The sequence below is a fragment of the Anaerobacillus sp. 63XJN7_5_ISO-PGPR-S23-430 genome (assembly GCF_056173695.1).
Genome location: NZ_CM149686.1, coordinates 3,473,790 through 3,498,082 on the forward strand (window position 1 = coordinate 3,473,790; position 24,293 = coordinate 3,498,082).

At 39.8% G+C, this 24,293-nt stretch carries 30 protein-coding genes; 6 read left to right on the plus strand and 24 right to left on the minus strand.

Annotated elements, in window-relative coordinates; genetic code table 11:
* Window positions 1-79: 79 nt before the first annotated feature.
* The 3 genes from AC0VYJ_RS18160 to AC0VYJ_RS18170 all read right to left on the minus strand — a co-directional run bounded on the left by AC0VYJ_RS18160 (window position 80) and on the right by AC0VYJ_RS18170 (window position 1,792).
* Window positions 80-697 carry a flavodoxin family protein gene (locus tag AC0VYJ_RS18160; protein ID WP_475365817.1) on the minus strand — a complete coding sequence of 206 codons (618 nt, stop codon included), beginning with the start codon at window positions 695-697 and terminating at the stop codon, window positions 80-82.
* 110 nt (window positions 698-807) lie between these two features.
* A complete protein-coding gene (locus tag AC0VYJ_RS18165; protein WP_194218840.1) occupies window positions 808-1,110 on the minus strand; it encodes an EthD family reductase in 303 nt (100 codons plus the stop codon).
* 85 nt (window positions 1,111-1,195) lie between these two features.
* Window positions 1,196-1,792 carry a TVP38/TMEM64 family protein gene (locus tag AC0VYJ_RS18170; RefSeq protein WP_475365818.1) on the minus strand — a complete coding sequence of 199 codons (597 nt, stop codon included), beginning with the start codon at window positions 1,790-1,792 and terminating at the stop codon, window positions 1,196-1,198.
* Window positions 1,793-2,146: 354 nt separating this feature from the next.
* Here AC0VYJ_RS18170 and AC0VYJ_RS18175 point away from each other — a divergent pair, with 354 nt between their 5' ends.
* The gene (locus AC0VYJ_RS18175) at window positions 2,147-3,433 is read left to right on the plus strand and encodes a hemolysin family protein (RefSeq protein ID WP_194218838.1); all 1,287 of its coding nucleotides are present in this window, start codon (window positions 2,147-2,149) and stop codon (window positions 3,431-3,433) included.
* A gap of 54 nt (window positions 3,434-3,487) precedes the next feature.
* On the opposite strand, the gene AC0VYJ_RS18180 is transcribed toward AC0VYJ_RS18175, so the two are convergent.
* The 13 genes from AC0VYJ_RS18180 to AC0VYJ_RS18240 all read right to left on the minus strand — a co-directional run bounded on the left by AC0VYJ_RS18180 (window position 3,488) and on the right by AC0VYJ_RS18240 (window position 11,833).
* On the minus strand, window positions 3,488-4,267 hold the full coding sequence (locus AC0VYJ_RS18180; protein WP_194218837.1) for a sulfite exporter TauE/SafE family protein: 780 nt from the start codon (window positions 4,265-4,267) through the stop codon (window positions 3,488-3,490).
* Window positions 4,268-4,323: 56 nt separating this feature from the next.
* Complete coding sequence (locus AC0VYJ_RS18185; RefSeq protein WP_194218836.1) at window positions 4,324-4,551, minus strand: sulfurtransferase TusA family protein; 228 nt, start codon at window positions 4,549-4,551, stop codon at window positions 4,324-4,326.
* Between the two features lie 16 nt (window positions 4,552-4,567).
* Window positions 4,568-5,689, minus strand: coding sequence for an MBL fold metallo-hydrolase (locus tag AC0VYJ_RS18190; RefSeq protein WP_475365819.1), 1,122 nt, complete (start codon window positions 5,687-5,689; stop codon window positions 4,568-4,570).
* 80 nt (window positions 5,690-5,769) lie between these two features.
* On the minus strand, window positions 5,770-6,333 hold the full coding sequence (locus AC0VYJ_RS18195; RefSeq protein ID WP_475365820.1) for a sulfurtransferase TusA family protein: 564 nt from the start codon (window positions 6,331-6,333) through the stop codon (window positions 5,770-5,772).
* A 20-nt stretch (window positions 6,334-6,353) separates the two neighbouring features.
* Complete coding sequence (locus AC0VYJ_RS18200; RefSeq protein WP_194218833.1) at window positions 6,354-6,662, minus strand: rhodanese-like domain-containing protein; 309 nt, start codon at window positions 6,660-6,662, stop codon at window positions 6,354-6,356.
* Between the two features lie 11 nt (window positions 6,663-6,673).
* Window positions 6,674-7,033, minus strand: a complete 360-nt coding sequence (locus AC0VYJ_RS18205) for a rhodanese-like domain-containing protein (RefSeq protein WP_404683267.1) — start codon at window positions 7,031-7,033, stop codon at window positions 6,674-6,676.
* A 12-nt stretch (window positions 7,034-7,045) separates the two neighbouring features.
* Window positions 7,046-7,525 (minus strand): DsrE/DsrF/DrsH-like family protein, encoded by a 480-nt coding sequence (locus tag AC0VYJ_RS18210; protein WP_194218831.1) that lies wholly within the window; start codon window positions 7,523-7,525, stop codon window positions 7,046-7,048.
* Window positions 7,526-7,578: 53 nt separating this feature from the next.
* On the minus strand, window positions 7,579-7,839 hold the full coding sequence (locus AC0VYJ_RS18215) for a metal-sensitive transcriptional regulator (RefSeq protein WP_194218830.1): 261 nt from the start codon (window positions 7,837-7,839) through the stop codon (window positions 7,579-7,581).
* A 138-nt stretch (window positions 7,840-7,977) separates the two neighbouring features.
* Window positions 7,978-8,346 (minus strand): YidH family protein, encoded by a 369-nt coding sequence (locus tag AC0VYJ_RS18220; RefSeq protein WP_226615201.1) that lies wholly within the window; start codon window positions 8,344-8,346, stop codon window positions 7,978-7,980.
* A 113-nt stretch (window positions 8,347-8,459) separates the two neighbouring features.
* Window positions 8,460-9,587, minus strand: coding sequence for a peptide-methionine (R)-S-oxide reductase MsrB (gene msrB, locus AC0VYJ_RS18225; protein WP_475365821.1), 1,128 nt, complete (start codon window positions 9,585-9,587; stop codon window positions 8,460-8,462).
* 3 nt (window positions 9,588-9,590) lie between these two features.
* Window positions 9,591-10,634 (minus strand): sensor histidine kinase, encoded by a 1,044-nt coding sequence (locus tag AC0VYJ_RS18230; protein ID WP_475365822.1) that lies wholly within the window; start codon window positions 10,632-10,634, stop codon window positions 9,591-9,593.
* Complete coding sequence (locus tag AC0VYJ_RS18235; RefSeq protein ID WP_475365823.1) at window positions 10,631-11,323, minus strand: response regulator transcription factor; 693 nt, start codon at window positions 11,321-11,323, stop codon at window positions 10,631-10,633. Before AC0VYJ_RS18235 ends, AC0VYJ_RS18230 begins: the two co-directional genes overlap by 4 nt.
* Window positions 11,324-11,335: 12 nt before the next feature.
* Window positions 11,336-11,833, minus strand: a complete 498-nt coding sequence (locus AC0VYJ_RS18240; protein ID WP_475365824.1) for a DM13 domain-containing protein — start codon at window positions 11,831-11,833, stop codon at window positions 11,336-11,338.
* 240 nt (window positions 11,834-12,073) lie between these two features.
* Between AC0VYJ_RS18240 and AC0VYJ_RS18245 the strand changes: the two genes are divergently transcribed.
* Complete coding sequence (locus AC0VYJ_RS18245; RefSeq protein WP_194218824.1) at window positions 12,074-12,442, plus strand: winged helix-turn-helix transcriptional regulator; 369 nt, start codon at window positions 12,074-12,076, stop codon at window positions 12,440-12,442.
* An 89-nt stretch (window positions 12,443-12,531) separates the two neighbouring features.
* On the opposite strand, the gene AC0VYJ_RS18250 is transcribed toward AC0VYJ_RS18245, so the two are convergent.
* Window positions 12,532-13,509, minus strand: coding sequence for an acyltransferase family protein (locus AC0VYJ_RS18250; RefSeq protein WP_194218823.1), 978 nt, complete (start codon window positions 13,507-13,509; stop codon window positions 12,532-12,534).
* Window positions 13,510-13,847: 338 nt separating this feature from the next.
* On the opposite strand from AC0VYJ_RS18250, the gene AC0VYJ_RS18255 reads away from it, so the two are divergent.
* The gene (locus tag AC0VYJ_RS18255) at window positions 13,848-15,290 is read left to right on the plus strand and encodes a carbon starvation CstA family protein (protein ID WP_475365825.1); all 1,443 of its coding nucleotides are present in this window, start codon (window positions 13,848-13,850) and stop codon (window positions 15,288-15,290) included.
* 18 nt (window positions 15,291-15,308) lie between these two features.
* On the opposite strand, the gene AC0VYJ_RS18260 is transcribed toward AC0VYJ_RS18255, so the two are convergent.
* From AC0VYJ_RS18260 to AC0VYJ_RS18270, 3 genes are all read right to left on the minus strand, one after another.
* A complete protein-coding gene (locus AC0VYJ_RS18260) occupies window positions 15,309-15,914 on the minus strand; it encodes a nitroreductase family protein (protein ID WP_475365826.1) in 606 nt (201 codons plus the stop codon).
* 176 nt (window positions 15,915-16,090) lie between these two features.
* On the minus strand, window positions 16,091-17,083 hold the full coding sequence (locus tag AC0VYJ_RS18265; protein WP_475365827.1) for a Gfo/Idh/MocA family protein: 993 nt from the start codon (window positions 17,081-17,083) through the stop codon (window positions 16,091-16,093).
* Window positions 17,084-17,098: 15 nt separating this feature from the next.
* A complete protein-coding gene (locus tag AC0VYJ_RS18270) occupies window positions 17,099-17,755 on the minus strand; it encodes a GTP pyrophosphokinase (RefSeq protein ID WP_430244853.1) in 657 nt (218 codons plus the stop codon).
* 193 nt (window positions 17,756-17,948) lie between these two features.
* On the opposite strand from AC0VYJ_RS18270, the gene AC0VYJ_RS18275 reads away from it, so the two are divergent.
* On the plus strand, window positions 17,949-18,146 hold the full coding sequence (locus AC0VYJ_RS18275) for a hypothetical protein (protein WP_430244854.1): 198 nt from the start codon (window positions 17,949-17,951) through the stop codon (window positions 18,144-18,146).
* A gap of 43 nt (window positions 18,147-18,189) precedes the next feature.
* Here the strand turns inward: AC0VYJ_RS18275 and AC0VYJ_RS18280 are convergent, their stop codons facing one another.
* Both AC0VYJ_RS18280 and hpaB read right to left on the minus strand, forming a co-directional pair.
* Window positions 18,190-19,515, minus strand: coding sequence for a short-chain fatty acid transporter (locus AC0VYJ_RS18280; RefSeq protein WP_430244856.1), 1,326 nt, complete (start codon window positions 19,513-19,515; stop codon window positions 18,190-18,192).
* A gap of 118 nt (window positions 19,516-19,633) precedes the next feature.
* Window positions 19,634-21,076 carry a 4-hydroxyphenylacetate 3-monooxygenase, oxygenase component gene (gene hpaB, locus AC0VYJ_RS18285; RefSeq protein WP_475365828.1) on the minus strand — a complete coding sequence of 481 codons (1,443 nt, stop codon included), beginning with the start codon at window positions 21,074-21,076 and terminating at the stop codon, window positions 19,634-19,636.
* 190 nt (window positions 21,077-21,266) lie between these two features.
* On the opposite strand from hpaB, the gene AC0VYJ_RS18290 reads away from it, so the two are divergent.
* Complete coding sequence (locus AC0VYJ_RS18290; RefSeq protein ID WP_475365829.1) at window positions 21,267-22,001, plus strand: SurA N-terminal domain-containing protein; 735 nt, start codon at window positions 21,267-21,269, stop codon at window positions 21,999-22,001.
* Window positions 22,002-22,026: 25 nt separating this feature from the next.
* Here the strand turns inward: AC0VYJ_RS18290 and AC0VYJ_RS18295 are convergent, their stop codons facing one another.
* Entirely contained in the window at window positions 22,027-22,440 is a 414-nt protein-coding gene (locus tag AC0VYJ_RS18295; protein ID WP_475365830.1) for an acyl-CoA thioesterase, read from the minus strand.
* A gap of 209 nt (window positions 22,441-22,649) precedes the next feature.
* Between AC0VYJ_RS18295 and AC0VYJ_RS18300 the strand changes: the two genes are divergently transcribed.
* Entirely contained in the window at window positions 22,650-23,072 is a 423-nt protein-coding gene (locus AC0VYJ_RS18300; RefSeq protein ID WP_475365831.1) for a VOC family protein, read from the plus strand.
* Window positions 23,073-23,216: 144 nt separating this feature from the next.
* Here the strand turns inward: AC0VYJ_RS18300 and AC0VYJ_RS18305 are convergent, their stop codons facing one another.
* Window positions 23,217-24,197 (minus strand): nuclease-related domain-containing protein, encoded by a 981-nt coding sequence (locus tag AC0VYJ_RS18305; protein ID WP_475367518.1) that lies wholly within the window; start codon window positions 24,195-24,197, stop codon window positions 23,217-23,219.
* Between the last annotated feature and the right edge of the window lie 96 nt (window positions 24,198-24,293).

Consider the following 24,293-nt stretch of genomic DNA (forward strand, 5'->3'; position numbering starts at 1 on the left):
CGAATGAGCCGTCATTCAATAATCATTACCATAGCCTAAAAAATGCCCCTTCCTATTGGAAGAGGCTTAGCTCATTGCATTATTCCATCGTGTTCCCTTTAGCAGGAATAGGATTTTCATTAAAGATTCGTGCAAAATGAATTAAGTTATACGCCATTGTTTTCGCATGACTGGTAGAAAAGTCATTCTTTTGACCGTTCGCTTCGATATAAGAAGCGCCTGGTCCGGCTTCTCCAACCCAGTAAGCATCTACGTTTGGAGGAACGGTAATGCCAATATGAGAAAACCCGTATAGCACAGAAGCCGCTGCATGCTTAGCACCATCTTCGTTTCCTGTAATCACGACGCCGCCTACTTTATTGTAGTATAACGACTGCCCTTTCTCATTTGTTAATCCGCTTCCTCCGTATAATCGCTCGATTGCAAGCGTAGCGACACTACTCTTTTCACCTAGCCAGAGAGGAGTACCTAGTATGATAATATCCGCTTCTTTTACTTTTTCAAAAATAACTGGCCATTCATCTCCATGACCTTCATCTTCCGAAACACCATAAGCGATCTTATAATCGCTTATGCGAATGCTTTCAGATTCAATTCCCTCTTTCTTAAAAATCGCTTCTGCTTCTTGATAAAGAGCATCCGTGTTAGAAGTCGTTTCACTCGTTTTAAGAGAACAATTTAGAAATAGTGCTTTCATATTAATAAACTCCTCCTTCACCTTTGGTTATTCCTACCAACTATTTACCTCCTAGAAAAAAACTTAAACAAAAGAGCACTTGAAATAAGATTCAAGTGCTCTTTCCTTTGCTATTCTGTTATAAGTAATAATGGAGCCTCATTTAAGAACTTCATCATGTTTTGTCCATCTTCTGATACTTTTGCCCATGCCGGTGACTGCATTGCTTCTTCTAATTGCTCTTTTGAACTAAATTCAATAGTAGCTGTTAAGAAATAGTTCTTGTCTGTATTCATTGCTGCCGTCACATAGTTAACTTCAGCATTCGTAACGTTCGGGACATCCTTTACAAGAGCCATATGATTGTTCTCATAATAGTTCTTAAACTCATCGACATCTTTCGGTTCTTGATAAATCACTATGATTTTTGCCACTTTTCATCGCTCCCATTGATTTAGTTATTCATCTACATCATAAGGTCAGTGAAGCTGATAAGAAAGTAATATGCACCGCTAAAGTTTATACTGATCCGCTTAGCTTTTTTCGATTCGACCTCTTTTTCCCGAATAGAAGCAGAACAATGATGATCGCACTTGCCCATATAAACCGCGTTTGGTATTTTTCTAAGTTTGCTAAATCATGACCTACAATTGTGTATAAAATGGTTCCAGGAATTTGACCTAGCGCAGTAGCTAACACAAACGATCGAAATGAAATGCGACTTAACCCTGCAAGAAAGCTAATAAAATCAAACGATACAATCGGGACTAATCTGGCTACGAGTATTAAGAAAAAACCATTTTTCCCACTGTACCGATTGGCCTTCTCAAGAAGGTCGCTCTTCTTTGTTACTTTTTCAACAAATGCGGCTCCAAACCATCTTGCTAGCCAAAACATCACGAGAGCAGCTGCCATTCCACCTGACCAAGAAACGAGGAAGCCAAGTGGAATTCCAAAAGCGAGACCGTTAGCTGCTGTAATGACAAAGGATGGGAGCGGCGCGAGAATTCCTTGCGCAATCATTAAAGCAATACTAATAACGGGCGCCCATATTCCTAAGGAGCGAAAGTAATCAGCGAGCAGAGGGAGTGAATCAAGCGAAATAAATGAACGCATTTGAGCCAACCATGGTGGATTGATTAAAAAGATGATTATAATAACGATTAGGAGACATACTCCTATCCCTATCAAGGGTTTGGTGGACTTTTTCATAATTAACCCCGATTCTGAAAAAACTATAACATAAACGCTCACGATATCATTATCAGGTTGGTAAGGTATGGTCACAAAAATGATCATAGCATCTTATGAATGATAAAATCTATTTCTTACAACCTTGAGCGTTCAAACATTCTCATTGAGGTAGAATTTTTTGTTTTACGTTACCCCAAAAGAGGAAAACATCGTTATAATAACGTTACAATAACTATTACATAGGAGGTGAACCCTTACAACTCTGTAAGGGCCTTATTGGAACTAATCAAAGTAATTGCTGTTCTATTGTTAATTGTATTAACGGCATTTTTCGTAGCATCTGAATTTGCGATCGTAAAAATTCGAAGAACGAGAATAGATGCACTTGCGAGTGAAGGAAATAAGAAAGCCAAAGCCGTTCAAAAGGTACTTGGTAACTTAGATGGGTATCTTTCAGCATGTCAATTAGGTATTACCATTACAGCGCTAGCTCTTGGTTGGCTTGGTGAAGAAACCGTTGAACAGCTTCTGCATCCTTTATTTGAGCTTATTAACCTTCCTGACTCAATCGCTACACCTGTTACGATTGCGCTCGCCTTTGCGATTATAACCTTCCTACACGTTGTTCTTGGTGAGCTTGCTCCGAAGACATTTGCAATTCAAAAAGCGGAAGCTGTTAGTTTACTTCTAGCTGGTCCACTTATCTGGTTCTATCGTATAATGTATCCGTTTATTTGGGCATTAAATGGTTCAGCTAGAGGCGTGGTAAAGTTATTTGGTCTTAAATCAGCGAATGAGCATGAACAAGCCCATTCTGAAGAAGAACTTCGACTCATTTTATCTGAAAGCTACAAAAGTGGGGAAATCAATAAATCCGAAATGGAATTTGTGAATAATATCTTTGAATTTGATGAAAGAATGGCCCGAGAAATCATGATTCCAAGAACGGAAATGACCTGTCTATTTTTGGACAACACTACTGAAGAAAATCTTGAGATCATGAAGAACGGTAAATATACACGTTATCCTGTCGCTGATGGGGATAAAGATAAAATCGTTGGGGTCGTAAACATTAAAGAAATTTTAACACAGTACAAATGGGGCGAAGAGCTTATACTTAATGAATACATCCACCCCATTAATCACGTTATTGAAACAGCTCATATTAAGACACTGCTAGCGAAAATGCAAAAGAGTCATAATCATATCGCGATCGTAGTCGATGAGTATGGTGGAACGGCCGGACTCGTTACTGTGGAAGATATACTTGAAGAAATTGTTGGCGAAATTCAAGATGAATTTGATTTTGATGAAAAAGCGCCTATAAGAGAAGATTCGAATGGACAAACAATCGTCGATGGAAAAGCTTTAATTAGTGATATCAATGAGCTACTCGGAACATCAATTGATCATACTGAAGTGGATACAATTGGTGGCTGGATCTTAACTCATGATATAGAACCGGAACAAGGAACATCATTTACCGTAGACGGCTATCAATTTACAGTTCGTGAAGTTGATGGACATCAGATTAAAGAATTAGAAATTAAGCAACAAGTATAAAAAAAGCTGTCTCCTCAAATTGCATGTAGCAATGAGAGAGACAGCTTTTTTCGATTATGAGAGAAGGTCAATCCAAATCTTAATAGACGTTCCAAGAATAAGGGCAGCAAGCACCCATTGAAGAATTTTTGTATTTATTTTCTTACCAGCATTCGCACCAAGTGGCGAAGCAATTAAGCTTGCGACAATCATTATCGCAGCAGGAAGTAAAAGAACCTGCCCTGTTGCGAGTTTTCCAACCGTCGAACCTATCGAAGAAATAAACGTGATCGCAAGAGAAGATGCAATCGTCATCCGCGTCGGAATCTTTAGCACGACGAGCATGATCGGAACGAGAAGGAATGCTCCTGCGGCGCCAACGATCCCAGCGCCAATACCTACAATAAAGGCAAGAGCTGATGAAAGTAGTTTATTGAATTTCACCTGATCAAGCGGTATATCATCAATGCCTTTTTTCGGTATAAACATCATGACAGCTGCAATCGCAGCAAGCAGTCCATAGACGACATTGATTCCCTGTTCGGACATAATGGTCGAACCATATCCTCCAATAAAACTACCGATTAGAATACTAACCCCCATGTAGAGGATCAATTGCTTATTAAGATAACCACCTTTACGGTAAGCCCAAACACCACCAATGGTTGCGAAGAATACCTGAACTGCACTAATACCAGAAACTTCGTGGGCACTAAATGCCGCAAAACCGAGTAGTGGTGGGATATAAAGTAGCATCGGGTATTTAATAATCGAGCCACCGATTCCAACCATTCCTGAAATAAAAGATCCAATAAATCCAATTGCAAAAATCGTTATTATAAAACTCAAATCCATCCTGTTCACCCCTTACATTAAAACGGAGGTACTTATCCAGTACCTCCTATCATTTACTAAGCTTTTTTAATCCAGAAATAGAACACGCCGTCTGTTTCTTCAGACTTCATTAGTTCATGACCACCTGATTTCGCCCATGCAGTAAGGTCACTTTGAGCTCCTTTATCAGTCGCTTGAACTTCAAGAACTTCACCTGACTCCATGTCTTTCATTGCTTTTTTTGTTTTTACGATTGGCATCGGGCATGCTAGCCCTTTTGTATCTAATGTTTTTTGTGCATCCATTTGTAATTCCTCCTTATTAGTTAACCGCACAGCGGTTTGGTCCAATTTCCATTTCTCTTTTTGTTTCTTCATCAGGGGTAATTTTCCCCATATTTGTTTCACGAATTTCCTGATAAGCATTAGGCTGTGGAGGAAGATTTTCGGTTACCATTTTTCTGAAATCTTCTTCCTTCTCCACATTTAGACCATCATTCTTTTGGTAAAGATCCTGGAGTTTTGCAGACACGGCTCCATTTTCATCAAGCTCAGCCATTTTTGAGAAGTGAGCTGGCAGAACAACTAATTCCCCTGCCATCTCTTTATACCGGTTATAAAGTGTTGTGCGAAGGTCAAGTACCCAATCTTCAGCTTTGCCAGCTAAATCCGGGCGACCAATTGATTCAACAAATAGAATATCACCAGTTAAAAGGTAAGCATCATTGATCATAAGTGACGTACTTCCGATGGTGTGTCCTGGAGAGTAGATCGGTTCAACTGTTACGCTTCCAATAGACACTGAAGTTCCTTCTTTAAGTGCTGAATATTCGAATGTTACTTCACCAGCATCTTCTTCTGGAAGGTAATACGTTCCATTTACCTGGTCAGCTAACGACTTCCCCCCAGAAATGTGATCTGCGTGAAGATGTGTATCAAATGTTGCTTTAATCGTAAGACCTTTGTTTTCTGCAAAGGTTGTGTAATTCTCAATCATTCGATTCGCATCCACAATAGCAGCCTCTCCATTTGATTCAATCAAATATGAAAGACACCCTTTACCAAGGCGAACAAATTGATAGAGTGCTCCTCCCGGAAGATCGCCTACTTTAACAGGCTCAAGGTATTCACTCCATGCCTTCATTCCGCCAGAAAGATAAGATACATTCTCCATTCCCGCTTCAACGAGTTCTTCACCTACAAAGATCGAAGAACCTTCTTTTGCACATACAACTTGAATTTCTTTATCCTTTGGAAGCTTTGGCAGGATCTCTTCAACGCCGTCAATTAAATCGAAGTAAGGAACATTCATAGACGTAACAGATTCACCTTCGATTTTCCAATCGCCATAAGCTTCTTCATTTCTTACATCGAGAATAAAAAGCTCTTGCTTATTAATCACTTTTTTTGCTACTTCACTTGCATGTTTTTGTTTCAAATCCACCTCATATACCCCCATCCGTATTTATGATTCCAAAAAAAATTAAGTTGTACGCGGGGAAAAAATCCCCGCCCTTTTATCTTTTAAAGATCAGATGTAGTAGGACCATCCCACTCGGACATTCCTGGCACAACATTGATCACATCATAGCCATTTTCAGCTAACTTTTGAGCCGCAAGATCGCTTCTTGTACCTGTACGACAAACTACATAAATCTTCTTCCCTTTATCTAACTCTGCCATACGGTTATCTAAATCGCCAAGTGGCAAAGAAATCGCATTTGGAAGGTGACTGAACGCATATTCTGCTGGCTCTCTTACGTCAACGATCGTCATTTCATCATCTGAGAGTTTAGCTGTAAGATCTGCATTTGAAATCACATGTGGATGACTCTGCTCAAGTGTCGTCTCACCATCTGAAGCCTTACGAAGATAATGTTTCAAAACGTCACCTTCTTCAATTGTTCCAAGATAGTGATGCCCTACTTTGTCAGCCCATGCCTTAAGATCTGCTTTTGATCCTTTATCTGTTGCTAGAATTTCAAGAACGACTCCTGATTCAAGATCCTTCATCATTTTCTTCGTTTTCACAATTGGCATCGGGCACGCTAGACCCTTTGCATCGAGTACGTGATCAGTTTGTATCATTAGTCTACCTCCTGTAGTCGTTATTCTGTTTCTCCAGTCCATTCAAGCATGCCGCCTGTCATATTTAACACGGAATACCCGTTTGATTTTAGAACCATAGAAGCCATGCTGCTTCTGCCACCTGACCGGCAGACGATAATATGCTCTGTATCCTTATCAAGCTCATTCATTCTTCCCTGTAATTCATTAACCGGTAGATTGTAGGCACCAGGAATCTTTCCTTCTGCCACCTCTTCAGGTCCGCGAACATCGACAATACTAATTGATTTATTTTCCTTCAACATGTTATTCACTTCAGTTGGCGTTACATCTTTTACATAACCAGACATTCTAATTCCTCCTATTTCCACATATTCATTCCGCCGCGAACATTCGATACAGACGTGAATCCTTGTCTCTTCAATTCTCCGCAAGCTTTTGAACTTCTCATTCCACTTTGACAAATCACGACGACTTCTTTATTAGGATCCAGTTCTTTTGTGCGTTTGCTAAGTTCGTTGAGCGGCATATTTTTAAATTGCTTCACTTTTTGACCTTTATATTCACCAGGTGTACGAACATCAATAAATTGAACATTGCGATCGCCAAACTTCCTTTTTGCTTCTTCAGAGGTGATCGTTGTTACACCTTTTCCTGGTCCTACCTTTTTATAAATGAACCATCCAGCTATCACAATGACAGCTATTAGCAAAAGTTCCATTCTTTTCGCTCCTTAAATGAAGAGATTGACGTTACCATCTTCAGCGTCGCCTAGATATGCAGCAACACCTGCATACTCGATTTCTTCTAGCAGCTCATCCTTTTGAAGACCTAAAAGATCCATTGTCATCGTACAAGCAACGAGCTTCACTTCCTGTTCTTGCGCAAGCTCAATCAGCTGCGGAAGTTCTGTTACATTGTGCTTCTTAATGACGTTCTTAATCATCTTCTTACCCATTCCACCATAGTTCATTTTTGAAAGACCCATTTTATCAGCACCGCGGGGCATCATTTTGCCAAACATTTTCTCTAGGAACCCTTTATTGACTTCAACTTGCTGATCTTTCCTAAGAGCGTTTAACCCCCAGAATGTATGGAAAATGGTTACCTCATGGTCATATGCGGCGGCACCATTCGCGATAATGTAGGCAGCCATTGCTTTGTCGTAATCTCCACTAAATAGTACAATCGTTGTTTTCTTTTGTTCACTCATTCTATTTCCTCCTCTTATACACCTAGGGGTATATAATGTGTTAAATTTTTTTATTATCGACTTCTTACTAAAAGATTAACAGCTTCCTTCACAACATCATCAGTAGATTCTCCCTGTTCAATCTGTTGGTGAAGACACTGTTCAAGATTTGAACTTACAATTAATCCAATCGAACGATCGATACCAGAACGAGTGGCAGAAAGCTGATTTACAATGTCTTCACAGCTTTTCTCTTGTTCCATCATCTGGATAACACCGCGAATTTGTCCTTCAATTCGCTTCAATCGATTCATAACTGCTTTATCGTATTGCATTTCATTTCCTCCTCACCTTATACCCTAAGGGGTATAAAATCAAGTAAAAAAATTTATCTGTAAATCGAATTCGTTTGTGTTTTTTAATACCTATAGGGGTATTATAACGCACCTGTATGAAATGTCAACACCCTGGTTTTAAGAAAGCCAATTGATTTGAATAATAAAATACGTGGCGATCAGTGCAATCATTAACAACACTACTATAAGAAGAAACACAACAATCCATGAAGAAGAAGGAACCTCAAATTTCATAATGCGTTTTTTCGTTCGGTAGAACTGCACCGCTCCTCCAGCGATCGTTAATAATCCAAAAAATAAAGATGAGAAACTAATGAACACGGCGACCTGATCATCAGCTCTCTCTCCAGCAGCTCTAGTAAAATGTAAGCTTGCTGTTAGAAAACCAATACCAATGATCGCAATAGAAGTTCGAACCCATGCTAGAAACGTGCGCTCATTCGCTAATAACTGTTGCACACGTCCATCTGCCTTTTTATTTTCCACCCTTATTCACCTCACATGATCTGTATTATATACCCCTTAGTGTATGTATTCAATGTAGAAATCTTATTCAACTACTCTTATTCTTCTATCATGAACAAAAAAAGCAGAATCCATTAGGATTCTGCCCCTTCTTCAAATTCATCCAAATATTCTCCGTAACCCTTTTCTTTCATTTCGTCTTTTGGAATAAAATCAAGCGCTGCAGAGTTTAAGCAATAGCGGAGACCTGTTGGTTCAGGGCCATCTTCAAACACGTGACCTAAATGAGAGTCAGCGTTCTTACTTCTTACTTCCGTCCTAACCGTAAACCAGCTTTTATCCTCTTTCTCTACAATGTTCTCAGGTACAAGGGGCTTTGTGAAGCTAGGCCATCCTGTTCCTGATTTATATTTATCCGCTGAACTAAAAAGAGGTTCTCCTGAAACGATATCGACATAGATTCCTTCTTCTTTGTTATCCCAATACTCATTATCAAAAGCTTTCTCTGTGTCGTCCTCTTGCGTCACACTATATTGAATCGGTGTAAGCATCTCTTTTAGCTCTTCATCAGAATACGTGAGATTTGTCTTCGCTTCTGGTGCATCTACCTCAAGATCATCTCCCCATGCTTTCTCAAGAAACTGATCTCGTCCTGAATTATTTCGATAATATTTATAACGCAGTTCATTTTCTTTGTAATAATCTTGATGATACTCTTCCGCTACATAAAATGTTTCTGCTTGTTCGATAGGCGTGACAATAGGTTTATTAAATCTGTTTGACCTTTGAATTTCTTCCTTAGACGCTATAGCAGCTTTCTTTTGCTCTTCATTATGATAGAAAATTCCAGATAAATATTGGTCTCCCCTATCAACAAACTGTCCTTCATCATCAGTAGGATCGATTTGTCTCCAAAATACATCTAACAATGTATCATAGCTCACAACGGAAGGGTCATAATATACTTGGACAGCTTCTACATGCCCGGTTCCACCAGAAGATACCTCTTCATAAGAAGGGTTTTCTGTATTCCCGCCAGTATAGCCTGAGACCGCTTCTCTTACGCCATCTAATTTCTCAAACGGCGGCTCCATACACCAGAAACATCCTCCTGCAAAAGTCGCCACCGCTTCATTATCCTGTACAGCTTGTGCTGGCTCGCTTCCATAAGAACGTTTAAAAATCACATCATAAAGTTTTGGAATAGCAAATACGAGCACTGCCGCAATTCCAATTAACAGAAACCATCTCGTTATCTTCATTCATTATTCCTCCTTCTTCTCAAGTGGAAGCATAAACCAAAATTCGCTGCCATGACCTACGTTACTTTCAACGCCTATCTTCCCTCCATGAAGCTCAATCAATTGTCTCGATATGGCTAGACCCAGTCCGGAACCCCCGTACCTTGTGTTACGCGATTTCTCAACACGGTAAAAACGATCAAAAATCCGTTCTTGTTCTTCTTTCGGAATTCCGTTTCCTTCATCTCTTATAAAGAAGAGAGCAGCTGTCTCAACCTTTTTCAGTGTAATATGGATCGTAGAATGATCATCTGAGAACGCGATTGCATTTTGAATTAAGTTCGTAAGCACGCGTTTGATATGGTCTGGCATCATAGGGATGACACCTAGCTCTTCATCAATTTCAACTGCAAGTTCAATCTCTCTCTCTTGTAGCTTGCGATCGAACTGCTGTAGCGTTTCAACTAAAACGACGTCAGGGTGAACGAATCTAGGTTCATATGGTAAAGTGCCACTTTCTAGTTGAGATAAATTCAACAGCTCTTCAATCAAGTGGCTAAGCCGTTCTGTTTCTCTTTCGATCGTATCTAGATACTGTCTTTTTGTTTTCTCATCTGTAACGACGCCATCTTGAAGTGCTTCAGCAAAGGATCGAATCGAAGAAACAGGTGTCCTTAAATCATGAGAAACGTTCGCAATCAATTCTGTTTTGTATTGCTCCGAACGCTTCACTTCTGAAAACATTAGATTTAGCTTCTCGGACATCACATTGAAATGCTGTGCAAGCTCCTGTATTTCTGTTGGCCCTTGCTCTGCCACCTTGACATCGAACTTTCCTTCAGCGATTCTGCTCGTATCTTCCGTCATCTGATTCACTGACTTCAAAATTTGCGATGTGAATATAAAATGAGCCAACATCGATAGAGAACCAGCTCCAATCGTAATGAACGTAAGGGTGAGGATCAGTTCAGGTGAAAGGACCATTCTTACGTAACTAATAATGAGAAAGACTAGGATAAAAGCAATCGATATCCCATTGGCAAGGATTAGCATCGTTCGCAATTTCATGTTGATTCTCCTTCAAACTTATACCCGATGCCCCATACGGTTTTAATCCATTTAGGCTCTGCTGAATCTTTTTCAATTTTTTCACGTAGACGTCTTATATGAACATTTATCGTATTGCCATCACCGTCGAATTCATATCCCCATATCGCTTCAATCAATTGTGAGCGAGGAAAGACACGTGTAGGATGACTGGCTAACAAATAGAGAAGTTCAAATTCCTTAACAGTCAATTCCACTTCATTCCGATCGACTGTTACCTTTCTTCGAGATTCATCAATTGTAAGCTCACCGTACGTTAAGAAAGAGGCCTTCTCCACATGTTGTCGTTTCGTCCGACGCAATATATTTCGCACTCTAAGAACAAGCTCTCTTGGGCTAAACGGTTTAGTTAAATAATCATCCGCGCCGACCGTTAATCCTAAAAGACGATCTCGTTCCTGACCTAAAGCTGTCAGCATAATAATAGGAACATCATCGACCGCTCGAATCTCCTCCGCCGTTTCCATTCCATCTTTTAACGGCATCATCAAATCAAGTACAATGAGATCTGGCTTCTCTTTTTCCCACCTACTTATAGCCTCTTCTCCATCTGCTGCTGTAATCACGTGATACCCATCTCTCTCCAAATACCTCCTACTAACGTCAAGTATGGATTCTTCATCATCCACTAGTAGGATTTTCTCTGCCAATGCACTTCACCTCTATTCCTTATGAAACAGTTCCGCAAAGCCGAAATCAACTTCAAAAGCTTTGCACCAAACGACAATCCGATCGCCTTCTTCAAGTGAAGACGAATCAGGAATGCGATAGTTCTGACTGCCAACATTTCCTTTCAATTTCCCAAGTATCGTTCCTTCATCTGTTGACTGCCCTTCTTTTACGAGTACAGTATATAAGTCAGGACCATTCGTCACTTCGAAGTTCTCAAACCTAACCCATTGTTTTGAATCGGTGTAAAACGATGTGACGTTACCTGAAGCATGATGGGTATCATCACCATCGACGAATATCCCTGAGTGGGATACAGCTGGTGATTCTTCATCGGATGTCTCTTCAGCATTAGTTGTTGCTTCAATCGTTGTCGGGAGATCTTCATCAACCACTTCATCAAGAAAAAGAGGAGAAACCATCCACCATCCAACTACGATCAAAAGCACAAGAAAGATACTTCCAATCCATCCTTTCTTACTCATCAACATCGTTCCTTCCTCTTATAGGATATCCTCATCATAAGAAATAAAAATTAGTGATTCCTGAAGAAAGTATTACGATTTGATTAACTCTTCTCTAGTGTAACTCATTTTAAACGTTGCGTAGATGTTTGATCGGTTTTGAAAAGGGGTCCGGGTGTATCATCATTTTTCTGGTTAAACAAAGCTATAGGTGATAGGATATGAGTATAGAATTCAACCATATATTTATTGTAAGGAGTATATACGATGAAAAAATATAATATTCCTGTCGAAGCTGCCCTGGAAGTGATCGGAGGAAAGTGGAAAGTCGTCATACTCTGTCATTTAATAGAAGGCACAAAGCGTACAGGTGGACTTAAAAAGTTGATGCCTGGCATTACTCAGAAAATGCTGACCCAACAGCTACGTGAGTTAGAGACAGATGGTGTGATACTAAGAAAGGTCTATAACCAAATCCCCCCTAAGGTTGAATATTCTCTTACGGACTATGGATGGTCTTTAAAAGAAATTCTGGATTCACTTTGCGCTTGGGGAGAACAACATATTGAGAAAACCTATCCGTGTAAAGAAGACGTTCTTCTTCAGCCTGAAGAGCGTGACACAATGAAAGCCTAATTGCCACTCTTTCCACGGAGCTCATATCAGAATCAACCATCCCATATAAAAAACGGTACGCCACTCAATAGTGACGTACCGTTTTTTTGTTATCTTCGTGCAGATGTCAATTTGTCAGGAGATGGTAGCCACCTGTCGAACGCCAATAGTTTCGAAAAGAAAGGCATTGCGAACAAAGTGGAAATAAATAAAGTAAAGACTAAAATAAAAGGTACGCCCCATATCGTGGCGATAACTTCAGACGACTGCTGTTCTAAGAACCATTTAATAACAAATCCATGGAACAAGTAAATCGCAAAAGTTCTTGATCCGAGTGGTGTAAATACAATTGGTCCCTCTGGAATCATTGAAAAGAACAAGAACATCACAATTGCTGTACCAACATAATAAGTTAGTCGAATCAACAAGTCTGTGTTTGATTCATAAACATACGTACCATAAAGTAGATCAGCAAGTCCTTCTATTTTGTATAAATAAAACAGTAGGAACAATCCGCCGAGCACAACAGGGGCTATCCACTTCATATGTGGAAATCTGATCGGTTTTTTTCGACATCCCATGACCATCCCAAGTACGAAGAAAGGCAAGAAAACAAAAAGTCGATCTAATGATAAAAATCTCTCAACATCAAAATAACCCACAGCGAGCCCTGCACCAATACTTAATGGAAGCAAAATGCTTGCTTTCATTTTAAGCAAAAGCGGTGAAATCAGTTTATAAGCGGCTATACATAAAAGGAACCACATTGCCCATCGCGGCGTTAGAAACTCGATTGCAAATGACTTTTGATAAAGGTTTGTATAATAAATCGAATAAACAACTTGAAAAATCACATAAGGTAATAAAAATGTTGTGAATATTTTCCAGAAATACCTAGTTCCAGATGCTTTTCTAGTGAAATAACCAGCTAGGAAAATAAATGCAGGCATGTGAAAAATAAAAATAACGTGGTAGAGACTATACAAAAAACGTGAATCGTCAATAAATGGAGTCAGCATATGTCCGCCCACTACTAACAATATTAATATAGCTTTACTATTATCAAAATACGCAATACGTTCTGACACGAAAAACAACCTCCTCAAAGGATTGAAAGACGATCACACGTATCGTCTTTCTCTATATACCCACTTTTTCGTATTTTCACCCTATATCTTTGTAAGTTATTCGCACCTTACCTATATTAATCTGTCAATATCACCAAAAGAAAGAATATTCAGATGATGTTTTCGTGTAATTCACACCCTTTTTACTAGTTAACACCAGGTCAAACGAACCAATTTTTAGTGAAAACGTTTGAATTAATAGAAAAATGTATTTTTTCTGAATAATTCTATTGTTTTTTCTCCCGGTGGTGAGTAGAATGAATGTTATATTTTCATACATCGAAAAGGAGGCGAGAGACATGATCACATTTGTCGGAGCCATTTGTTTATTGATTGTTGGCTATTACGTTTATTCTAAGGTGGTTGAACGAATTTTCGGCATAGACGATGATCGTGAAACGCCTGCATATACAAAGCAAGACGGCATGGACTTTATGCCAATGAGCTGGTGGAAAGGAAGTTTGATTCAGCTACTTAATATTGCTGGACTAGGTCCTATTTTTGGAGCCGTTCTTGGTGCTCTTTATGGACCAGTTGCGTTTATTTGGATCGTCATTGGTTCCATCTTCGCAGGGGCTGTTCATGATTATTTCTCCGGTATGATGTCGCTTAGACATAACGGTGAACAATATCCATCTCTCGTAGGTCGTTACCTTGGGAAGGGCGCAAAAGGAACAATCAATATTATCTCGATCGTTCTGATGATTCTAGTAGCTGCTGCCTTTACAGCTGGACCTGCCCAGCTGATGGCGCAGGTTACACCGCTTAATTTTACAATGAGCTTAGTCTTAATCTTTGCTTATTTCGTTTTAGCAGCCATTCTTCCAGTTAATAAAATTATTGGGCGTATTTATCCGATTTTCGGCGTCATTCTTATTCTGATGGCCGTGTCAATCGCAATCGGCTTGTTCTTTATGGACAATCCTGTACCAAACTTAACACTAGCCAATCTTCATCCAGATAATTTGCCATTATGGCCACTCTTAATGATCACAGTATCTTGTGGAGCGATTTCAGGATTCCATTCGACTCAAAGCCCCATCATTGCAAGAACAATGAAACGTGAAAGCGATGGAAAAAAGGTTTTCTATGGAGCGATGATTGCAGAGGGAGTAATTGCTCTTATCTGGGCGGCTGCCGGAATGACTTTCTTTGGAAGTACAGGTGGACTTCAAGGTGCCCTTGCAGCAGGAGGACCGTCTGGGGTTGTAAATGAAATCAGTTCATCCTTACTTGGAACGTTTGGAGGCATCTTAGCAATCGTCGGCGTCATCATACTTCCGATCACAACGGGGGATACATCACTTCGATCGTCTCGAATGATGTTAGCTGATTTGTTTACTAAAAAAGGAAAGTCAGAAGCGGCAGATGGAAAAGGCAAAACGCTTTTGTTAACGGCAGCTGTGGCCACACCAACTTTTCTTTTAACCCAAATTGATTACACTTTCCTTTGGAGATACGTAGGATTCACGAATCAGCTTGTTGCCACTGTGATGCTTTGGACAGCGGCCATGTATCTAGTTAAAAAACAAAAATTCCATTGGATTTGTAGCGTTCCAGCACTTTTCATGACTATGACCGTAGCTACCTATCTCTTTCTTGCACCAGAAGGATTTCAGCTACCTTATGCGACATCCATGTTCATGGGTGGAGGCATCACATGTTTAACTGCTGGATGGTTTGGTTATCAACTGTGGAATGCACGCAAAAAAGAAAACGTACCAGTAGAAAAAGTAGCGTAGAAAAAAGAACATTCCTCTTTACATATAAGAGGAATGTTCTTTTTTAGATTGGGGCGCCGTGTCGCAAATTGTGAGGCTGTTCTTAATGGATTTCCGCTCTTTAGGATTCGGAATAACAGCGGGCTTTCCAATATGAAGCATGCCAACAATAACATCATCAGCTTCTAGCCCGATTCCTTCTCGAAACAGCGGATCAAAAATAAATCCATTTGTTTTCCAAACGACTCCAAGTCCTTTTGACCAGGAAAGAAGCTGGACATTTTGTATGAACGCACATGTAGCTGCAAAATCTTCATGTCTTTCTTTAGCTAATTCAGAGGACTTCATATAAACAACTAAATGAATGGGGATTTCATTAATGAATTGATTGATTTTCTCCTTCTTCTTCTCGCTCTTCTCTTCATCCAACTCATTACGGACAATGCTTTCCTGCACTTGATCAATGAGTTGACCTTTCCCATCCCCTTTGTATAGGACAACTTCCCATGGTTCTCTAAATTTATGGTTTGGAGCCCATTTGGCATCTTCAAGTATCTCCACAATTGTATGTAGAGGAATATCGTCTGGATGAAATTTGCGAATCGTTCTTCTCGAAACAATTGTATCCTGAATCATCTCATACATGTCTAAAGCACCCTTTCTATATATACCTGCTTATCGTTGTGGCAATTAGATCTATTCAGATAAACTATTCTAATACTTATTTTATTGATAATGATTATCAATGTCAAATGGAAAATGATCATATTATGAATTTTACCCATTAGATCACTTTTAACGAATTAAAAAAGAAGCCTACTTTATAGGCTTCCGCTTTTCTGATAATAATTTGCCACAAGCTGATCCATTACTTTACTTGTTCGTAAAGCTGTCTTACCAGTACTTGGTGAATGACTTTCTCCATTCAACTCATTTACGATCGTCTGAATTAAAGGTTGTTGAACATGCTCAGGGTAGACGACTTCGATTTCACGTTCGCCCTGTTCATCTTTCAGAATCATTGGACGCTCTTGGAGAGTGGAATAGAGGAGTGACCCTTTATCACCAACAATCTCATTCCAATCTTCATTCTTATAAGAATTAAAGCACCATTGCCCTGTACCGTGAACACCTGATTCAAAGACGTATGAACCAGAGACAATATCTTCAGCCTGATATAGCTCCGCCTGATTCGTTGCAAATCCATTTACACTTTCAATAGGTCCAAGTACATAATCAAGAAAATCTAACGTATGACTTGCAAGATCAAAGAAGTGACCACCGCCTGAAATTTCCGGCTGCACGCGCCATGGCAAGTTTCCGTTCTTTTCTTGTTCAGAAGCTTTCTTATGGTGCACCGTAGTAACAAATCGAATGTTACCAAGAGCTCCACTCTCGATTACTTCCTTCACTTGCAGTAAGGCAGGCATAGCACGGCGATAGAAGGCAACAAACAGTGGCACGTCGTTCTCTTCGCATGCCTTAATCATCTCCACGCATTCCTCTGTATTTAGTGCCATTGGCTTTTCCACATAAACAGGCTTTGATGCTCTAGCTGCAAGAATGGCGTATTCTTTATGTGTTGATGGTGGCGTAGCGATATAAATCGCATCTACTTCTTCATCATGAATGAGTGCTTCTGCATTTGTGTACCACTTTGGAACATTGTGTCTTCTAGCATAGTCTTCAGCAAGTGTTGCGTCTCGACGCATAACAGCAACGAGCTCTGAATTCTCGGCTTTCTGAAAACCCGGGCCGCTCTTCTTCTCTGTCACATTCCCACAACCGATGATTCCCCAGCGAATTTTCTTCACATGAACACCCCTAAATTAAGTTATTGTTTGCTTCTCTTCTTTTTCATGCTCTTTAAATTCATTTACTTCGTCTTTAATTCTCATCATTTTGGCATCAAGGTAATGCACAATCTCGGCTGCCTCTTTTAATTCATCACTAAGATTTCCAGGTATTTCACCTTCAAATTTATAATAAATTTTGTGCTCTAAGCTTGCCCAGAAATCCATTGCAATTGTACGCAGTTGAATTTCAACTCTTACTAACTCAGGACCCTTTGATAAAAAGACTGGAATTTCAACAATCAGATGCAAACTTTTATAGCCATTCGGCTTTGGATTCTTAACATAATCTTTTACATCGATTAAGCGAATGTCATCCTGACTTTCAATCATTTCATAGATTCGATAAATATCATTTGTAAAGGAACACGTCACACGAACTCCAGCAATATCGTTTATATGTTTTTTTACATTTTCAGTTGTTATTTCAAGACCTTTACGTTCAAGCTTCGCCATAATGCTTTCTGGTGACTTAATGCGAGACTTTACATGCTCAATAGGGTTATGTTGATGCACAAATTGAAATTCATCATTTAAGATAGTTAACTTTGTATTAATTTCATCCAGAGCAAATTTATAAATAAATAAAAAATTCTTCCATTCTTCTATTCGTTCTTGGAATTCCTTCTTCATACTGAAATCATCCTCTCACCACATACGGTACCACATTTTTGTGAATGGAGTATGAACGACCTTTGACGAACTCTAAACAATATTCTTTTACATGTCCTTGGATTGATAGAAATTTATTATGCCTGTCGATTTTATTTTGTCGCCTAATTCTTTTGAGAAATTATGTTAAACTGACAGGAAAAGGAGGAGAATAATGAATAAACCGAAATTTCATCCTTTCACCCTGATCAATCTATTCATTAGCGCCGTGGCAATGGGGATGTTTGCCTATGATATGTATAGTGAGAGCAAATTAGCCTACACCCTTACTTTTGTTATACTTTGTCTCTTTTTCACTTCTTCTGCAATCTATGGAATCATACGAAACCAAAAGCTAGATCGCGCGAATTAAATCAATCCACTACCCTATTGCAAAGGGGAGGAAATCCCCTCCCTTAACTTATGAAAACAAGCCCTAACGAAATTGCCACTCCACTTACGATTAGAACAATAAAGCAGTATCCCATAATGTCTTTTGCTTTTAATCCCGCAATCGCAAGAGCAGGCAATGCCCAAAACGGTTGGATCATATTTGTCCAGGCGTCTCCCCATGCGACAGCCATTGCCGTTTTAGGAACGGAAACCTCAAGCGCTTTTGCTGCATCTAGCATAATAGGTGCCTGAACCGCCCATTGCCCCCCACCAGAAGGGACAAAGAAATTCACAATTCCTGCACTTAAAAAAGCAAAGAATGGAAAGGTAAATTCGTTTGAGATGGAAACAAACCCTTCTGAAAGCTGAGCAGCAAGACCAGAAGCCACCATCATCCCCATTATCCCTGCATAAAAAGGAAATTGAATAATAATCCCGCTAGCTCCTTTAACTGCATTACCTACAGATTCAAGAAACAGACGCGGTGTACCATGAAAAAGAATGCCCAGGAAGAGAAAGCCAAAATTCACGATATTTAAATTCAGTTCAAATCCGGCGTTTACGAAATAATAAACAAGATAAGCAAGCCCAACAAATGAAATGATCATCGAGATGACGCGACTATTCTCGAGACGCTCAGCAGGTGTTAAATCTCCCTCCACAGTTGTAGCATGAAGGTTCCCTTCTTCTAGCAAAGTGCGATCAATTTGGACACGCTCTTCTTCCGCTGGAGACATAAAGTAATTAATAAGGGGTAACAGAATAAATAATGACGCGACAATAACGAGATTAAATAGGGAAAAGATTGTTTCCTTCGTTGATATGGTTCCAATGAGATCGGCTGTAAAATGATCAGGTGTTGCAATAGTCAATGGTATCGATCCAGCTAACCCACCATGCCACACAAGAAATCCACTATAGGCACTTGCGATCAGCAATCGGTAATCTATTTTTTCTACTTTTTTAGCAAGCTCTTTCGCATATAATGCTCCGATCACGAGACCAAATCCCCAATTGATCCAGCTTGCTACTAACGATACGAGTGTGACATACACAATGGCTTGTCCAGGCGTTTTCGCTCTCGCCGCAAGAAAACGGAGGCCTTTCTTGAAAAGAGGACTACTCGCAAGAACATATCCTGTTACAAGAACGAGTACCATTTGCATAGAAAAAGCTAGTAAACTCCAAAACCCTTCTCCAAAGTATTGCACCATCTGAACCGGTGAACTTCCAGTAAAAACAAGTCCAAATGCAAATACCACGAAAGTGAGGATGATCACAAATAAAAACGGATCGGGTAAATAGCGTTGCATGATGCGATTCGAAAATGAAATAGATGCTTTTAGCATATCTTCAACTCCTCTATGTATTGTGCCCCCTTCACATCATTCGTTAATAACAATCCCGTCTCCTTCCACACTTAAGAAAACGCTTACAAATCGAATTAAAAGCCGCACAGCGGCGACTTTATTCTCCTACTTTATTTAAGAATGCCTCAACCATATCGACATATGGCTGAGTATAATATCGGTTGTAATGAACAGCTGCAAGACGGACGGGATCCCCAAAGAAGAACCTTTCAAATTGTGTTTGACGAGAACCAAAGGCGCTCATACCAAGGTCCCAGGCCATTCGAAACAACCTGACTCGCTCTATCGCTTCAATATTCGCTCCTTGCAAATATTGTGCTAAATCTTCTTGGATATCGGAATTGAAATCTTTTTCAGTTGGTATGGAAATTAATCCACTTGCGCCGAGCAACTGAATAATTTCAATTAACCTCGGGTAAACAGTTGGAAAGTATTGACTGGCAGCTTTCAACGGCTGACTATCAGGTACAAGCGTTCCATAGTGATTGAGCTGACTATTGACCTCCGATGCCAGTAACAGAGCTTTCATAATCTCAAGAGTTGTGATAATTTCACTCATTTTTTGCTTCACATGCTCATACTCTTGAATTTGAATGGCATCTCCCATTGATTCGCAAAGCCCAAGAATATACTCTAACTTCACAACCTGCCTGCACACTGATTGAAATTGCAGAAACGTGTACATACCAGTCGCATCTTCCATTGCAGCAACGGTCTGGATATTCTTATATATAAAAACACATTCCCATGGTACAAGCACTTGATCAAACACAACAATAGAGTCATTTTCCTCAAATTGTGAGCCTAATGGATGGTCGAACTTCGAATCGCTATAGCAAAATGATTCCCTACATAGAAATTTGAGCCCTTTTGTATTTGATGGAATCATAAAACCAAAGATATACGAATCATCTAACGTATGCCCACCTGCGGGCAAGACAAGCAGTTCATCCGTCAATCCCCCCTGTGTCGCTAACAATCTTGCACCATGAATGACAATGCCTTCCTTCTTTTCTTCTACAACTTTAGCAGCTGTGATCGTAGAGTCATCAAAATATTGACCAATGGACCGATTTACCTGGGGATTAATAAATGTATGCGTTATGGATAGATCTTCTGTTCTTGCTTTTTCATATAATCTTTTGATGTTGTCACCAAAGACTTCCCGGTCCTCAGCAAAATGGTTAGCCGCAACACCAAGTGTCATAAGTAATGTATTCATATAGTCAGGCGAGCGCCCCATTAACCCCGCATTCAACCTTGCCCACTCCTGTGTTGCTTTTCGACGATTGGATAAATCTTTTATTCGCTTTGGTTGATGATAGGAAAACCCATATTCTTTCTTTAAATGAGGTAACGCATAACGAAAAAGCTCTTCATTTTCCTCCTTACACTGATACTCGTATAGAGCAGCTTTGCTTTTCACTATTCCTTTAAATGGTGCTAACTCCGATATTTTGCCTGTGCATTTCTCTCCTGCAATCCATACTTCATTATTGAGCGCATCAATACGCTCAACATACTGCTTCCCATTAATCATGGAGTCTCACCTCTTAGTAATAAACTTCTTATTACTCTATGCGCTAGGCATCCTAGAAGTTAGTGCTTCCACCTGAATCACGAAAGAATGTAATAAGAATGTGGTATTTATCCCATACTTACTGTTAGGGGTTTTCAACTCTATCTTTTTGTGGAACAATAGACACAGCCTTTTGAAAGGAGCATGTGAATTGCGTAAATTAACTTACTTACTCATAACAGGTTTACTAATCGTTGTATTAGCTGCCTGTGGAGGAAATGAAGAAAGCAGTAATGACAAGAAAGAAGAAGATACAAATACAGAAGAACAAGCACAATCCGGAGAGCAGGAACAACCGGAAGTTGATAAAGTTGATGCAGATAAGGTAGTAGCAACCGTTAATGGTGAAGAAATTAAAGGGGAAGATTTCAATGCCCTTTATAGCCAGAGCCAAATGCAGTACGTACAAATGGGCCAGGAAGTGCCTAAAGATCAGCTAGACCAAATGAAAAAACAAGTCGCTGAAAGCATGGTTGGACAGGAATTAATTCTCCAAGCCGCTCAGAAAGAAGGCATTGAAGCTTCCGACGATAAGGTCAAAGAAGAGCTTGCCGGTATTAAAGAGGGCTATGAAGATGAGAAGAAGTTCGAAGCAGCACTTGAACAAAGCGACATGACAATGGAAGATCTTGAAAAAGAAATTGCAAAGAACATCCAATATACAACTTACATCGACCAGGAAATCGAAGTGGATGAAGTGACTGAAGAAGAAATGAAAGAATACTATGATCAAGCAAAAGAACAGGGTACTTCAGAAGAAATGCCAGCTTATGAAGATGTGAAACCTCAGATCAAAAAAGGTCTAGAAGATGAACAAAAATCGAAGAAAACTCAAGAATTAGTTGAGAAATTAAAGAAAGATGCTGACGTTAAAATCAACATTTAACTTTTATGAAAAGCCACTAGCGAAGTTACTCGCTAGTGGCTTTTTGAGTTGTGTAAAGATGTGCTTCAAGCTGATTTCGTATGTCATCTGGTATTGGCATGCTTTTTTGTTGATCAAAATGGTAGTTCACATACGTGGCCGATCCTGTTACACAAACTTTTTCTTTCTGATGAATTTCCTCATAAACCTCAAAACTCGTTCGCCCAATTCTCTTGATCCAAGTGTATACGGTTATCGGCGTTCCGTAATAGAGTTGGGAGAGGTATCTCGCATTCATTTTTAAAAGGACGCAGTGCCAATCATGAAAGGTTAAATCTGGATTAAACAGTCGAAAAATCGGATCTCGACCAGATTCAAACCACACTGGAATGACCGTATTATTAATATGCCCTGCTCCATCTGTTTCTGAGACTCTTGGATCGATTACTTTCTGATACATACAGCACCTCCTATTGTTTTACTAATTCGCTCTGAAAAGCCACTCTTCCTTTCTTTAAAATAGCGTGAGTTTCCTTTCATATGCCCTACGAAAAACCCTCGCTGAATTGTGACATTTCGTGACGAACGAATGTTCTTTAGTATTTCTAGTCATAACGTTATACTAGATGTAGATAGACAAGCGACCTCATTTAAAGGAGAGTGAAGGCTATGAAGCACCATCCGATTCCTTATTTCACATTTGAAGGCACAGCGCGAGAGGCTTTGGCATACTACGAAGAAGTCTTTGAAGGCGAGATAACCGATCTCCAAACGTTCGGAGAAGCAGACTTTGAAACACCACCAGAAATGGACAATTACATCGTGCACGCACGATTCAAAAAAGATGAGCTCTTTTTCATGGTATCGGATACTTTTTTGAACCAAAACGTAACTGTAGGTAATAACATCTCTCTTGCCCTCGAACTGGATAGCGCTGAAGAAATTGAGTCGCTCTATGTGCATTTGAAAGAAAAAGGCACCGTTTATATGGAGCTTCAGGATACCTTCTGGGGAGCGACATTTGCGAAGGTTAAGGATGCCTATGGAGTGATTTGGGATCTTAACTTTGAGAAATCCGGGTCGTCTAAATAGTAATGGGGGTCCTCCACGCGTGTGGGGGGCTTTTTTTGTGGTTGCTTGGTGGAGGAAATCCAGTTAATTCCGCGATTTTCTGGATAATTCCGCGAAATTCGATTTTATTCCGCGAAAACACGTATTATTTCCGCGGAAATTCAATTAATTCCGCGAAACATCAAAAAACCGAAAATCTAACTTATAGCGTCTTCCTTTTGTGGATCCAGTTGACTCCATTTTTAAAGATTTTAATAAACGAGTAGCAGCATCTCCGGAATCCATCTTCAAAAACCGTCTCGCCTCCTGATTCGTAATCTCTCTAGACACAAGCAACGCATAATCTTGAAGCGCTCTAAAGTGGGCATCACGCGAATAGGCACCACACCTCTCGCAATACCACCTACCGTGCAGCCTCCTCATAGCCAGGCGAGCACACTCTGGACAAGCTACACCAACTAGCAAGTCATTCCGAGAAATTGAAAATCGCTTCAGTACATCTCGGTCAAGCGGCTCATGTAGCTTAACAAGAGTACGCCCCAGCTTTCTTACTTCCTTCATCGTTAACCATAATTCCCCATATCGTTGATCCAGTGACTTCACTTTTGTAGGCAGGTACTCACTTCGAATAACTTTTGAAGAAATGAATTGAACCGCCTCGGTCGCTTTTATAACTGCTCTTCGGTTAGCGATGACAATAAGCGTTTCAATAGGTACTTCAGGTATTTTCATTTTTTGAAGTAAAGCGCGAAGTTGGGAACGCTGACGTTCCACCTGAGTGAGGGGATTTGGGAAGGCTTCTGCTTTCGTGTCAGAAATGCGTATTAATTGATTGAATGTAGGATCAAAATGAAGAATGCCTGAAATGTTTTTCACTTCAAGAATCAGAAGATAGTGCTGGCTGATTACAAGCGTATCTATTTGAAAATGATGAACACCGTCAGAAATACGCAAGTCATGATAGATTGAAAACAGCTTATCGTCTAAAAAACTTAGAGGGAAATCCATGGATTTCTCACCTGATATTCCTGCTTGGTACATGGAAAGTTGCTCCTTCACTTCTTCAAAGCGTAGATGATGAGAAGGGAGGCGATCCAATAAGGTACTTAATTTGTGGAGATGTAGCGGGGGATCGTGTTCTTTCATTATCAAATGGGTACTCACTCCTCTAGCTTTTATTTTACCTATACAAATTCATTCTCCGCCGCTCAATCATTTCCTTTGCTGAATAAAATGAAAAAG

Bases quoted from the DNA above. Each gene is read 5' to 3' on its own strand.
- AC0VYJ_RS18160 (WP_475365817.1), bottom strand. From the start codon at position 697: ATGAAAGCACTATTTCTAAATTGTTCTCTTAAAACGAGTGAAACGACT.
- AC0VYJ_RS18170 (WP_475365818.1), bottom strand. From the start codon at position 1,792: ATGCGTTCATTTATTTCGCTTGATTCACTCCCTCTGCTCGCTGATTAC.
- AC0VYJ_RS18180 (WP_194218837.1), bottom strand. From the start codon at position 4,267: ATGGATTTGAGTTTTATAATAACGATTTTTGCAATTGGATTTATTGGA.
- AC0VYJ_RS18185 (WP_194218836.1), bottom strand. From the start codon at position 4,551: ATGGATGCACAAAAAACATTAGATACAAAAGGGCTAGCATGCCCGATG.
- AC0VYJ_RS18195 (WP_475365820.1), bottom strand. From the start codon at position 6,333: ATGATACAAACTGATCACGTACTCGATGCAAAGGGTCTAGCGTGCCCG.
- AC0VYJ_RS18200 (WP_194218833.1), bottom strand. From the start codon at position 6,662: ATGTCTGGTTATGTAAAAGATGTAACGCCAACTGAAGTGAATAACATG.
- AC0VYJ_RS18205 (WP_404683267.1), bottom strand. From the start codon at position 7,033: ATGGAACTTTTGCTAATAGCTGTCATTGTGATAGCTGGATGGTTCATT.
- AC0VYJ_RS18210 (WP_194218831.1), bottom strand. From the start codon at position 7,525: ATGAGTGAACAAAAGAAAACAACGATTGTACTATTTAGTGGAGATTAC.
- AC0VYJ_RS18215 (WP_194218830.1), bottom strand. From the start codon at position 7,839: ATGCAATACGATAAAGCAGTTATGAATCGATTGAAGCGAATTGAAGGA.
- msrB (WP_475365821.1), bottom strand. From the start codon at position 9,587: ATGAAGATAACGAGATGGTTTCTGTTAATTGGAATTGCGGCAGTGCTC.
- AC0VYJ_RS18230 (WP_475365822.1), bottom strand. From the start codon at position 10,634: ATGAAATTGCGAACGATGCTAATCCTTGCCAATGGGATATCGATTGCT.
- AC0VYJ_RS18240 (WP_475365824.1), bottom strand. From the start codon at position 11,833: ATGTTGATGAGTAAGAAAGGATGGATTGGAAGTATCTTTCTTGTGCTT.
- AC0VYJ_RS18245 (WP_194218824.1), top strand. From the start codon at position 12,074: ATGAAAAAATATAATATTCCTGTCGAAGCTGCCCTGGAAGTGATCGGA.
- AC0VYJ_RS18255 (WP_475365825.1), top strand. From the start codon at position 13,848: ATGATCACATTTGTCGGAGCCATTTGTTTATTGATTGTTGGCTATTAC.
- AC0VYJ_RS18260 (WP_475365826.1), bottom strand. From the start codon at position 15,914: ATGTATGAGATGATTCAGGATACAATTGTTTCGAGAAGAACGATTCGC.
- AC0VYJ_RS18270 (WP_430244853.1), bottom strand. From the start codon at position 17,755: ATGAAGAAGGAATTCCAAGAACGAATAGAAGAATGGAAGAATTTTTTA.
- AC0VYJ_RS18275 (WP_430244854.1), top strand. From the start codon at position 17,949: ATGAATAAACCGAAATTTCATCCTTTCACCCTGATCAATCTATTCATT.
- AC0VYJ_RS18280 (WP_430244856.1), bottom strand. From the start codon at position 19,515: ATGCTAAAAGCATCTATTTCATTTTCGAATCGCATCATGCAACGCTAT.
- hpaB (WP_475365828.1), bottom strand. From the start codon at position 21,076: ATGATTAATGGGAAGCAGTATGTTGAGCGTATTGATGCGCTCAATAAT.
- AC0VYJ_RS18295 (WP_475365830.1), bottom strand. From the start codon at position 22,440: ATGTATCAGAAAGTAATCGATCCAAGAGTCTCAGAAACAGATGGAGCA.
- AC0VYJ_RS18300 (WP_475365831.1), top strand. From the start codon at position 22,650: ATGAAGCACCATCCGATTCCTTATTTCACATTTGAAGGCACAGCGCGA.
- AC0VYJ_RS18305 (WP_475367518.1), bottom strand. From the start codon at position 24,197: ATGAAAGAACACGATCCCCCGCTACATCTCCACAAATTAAGTACCTTA.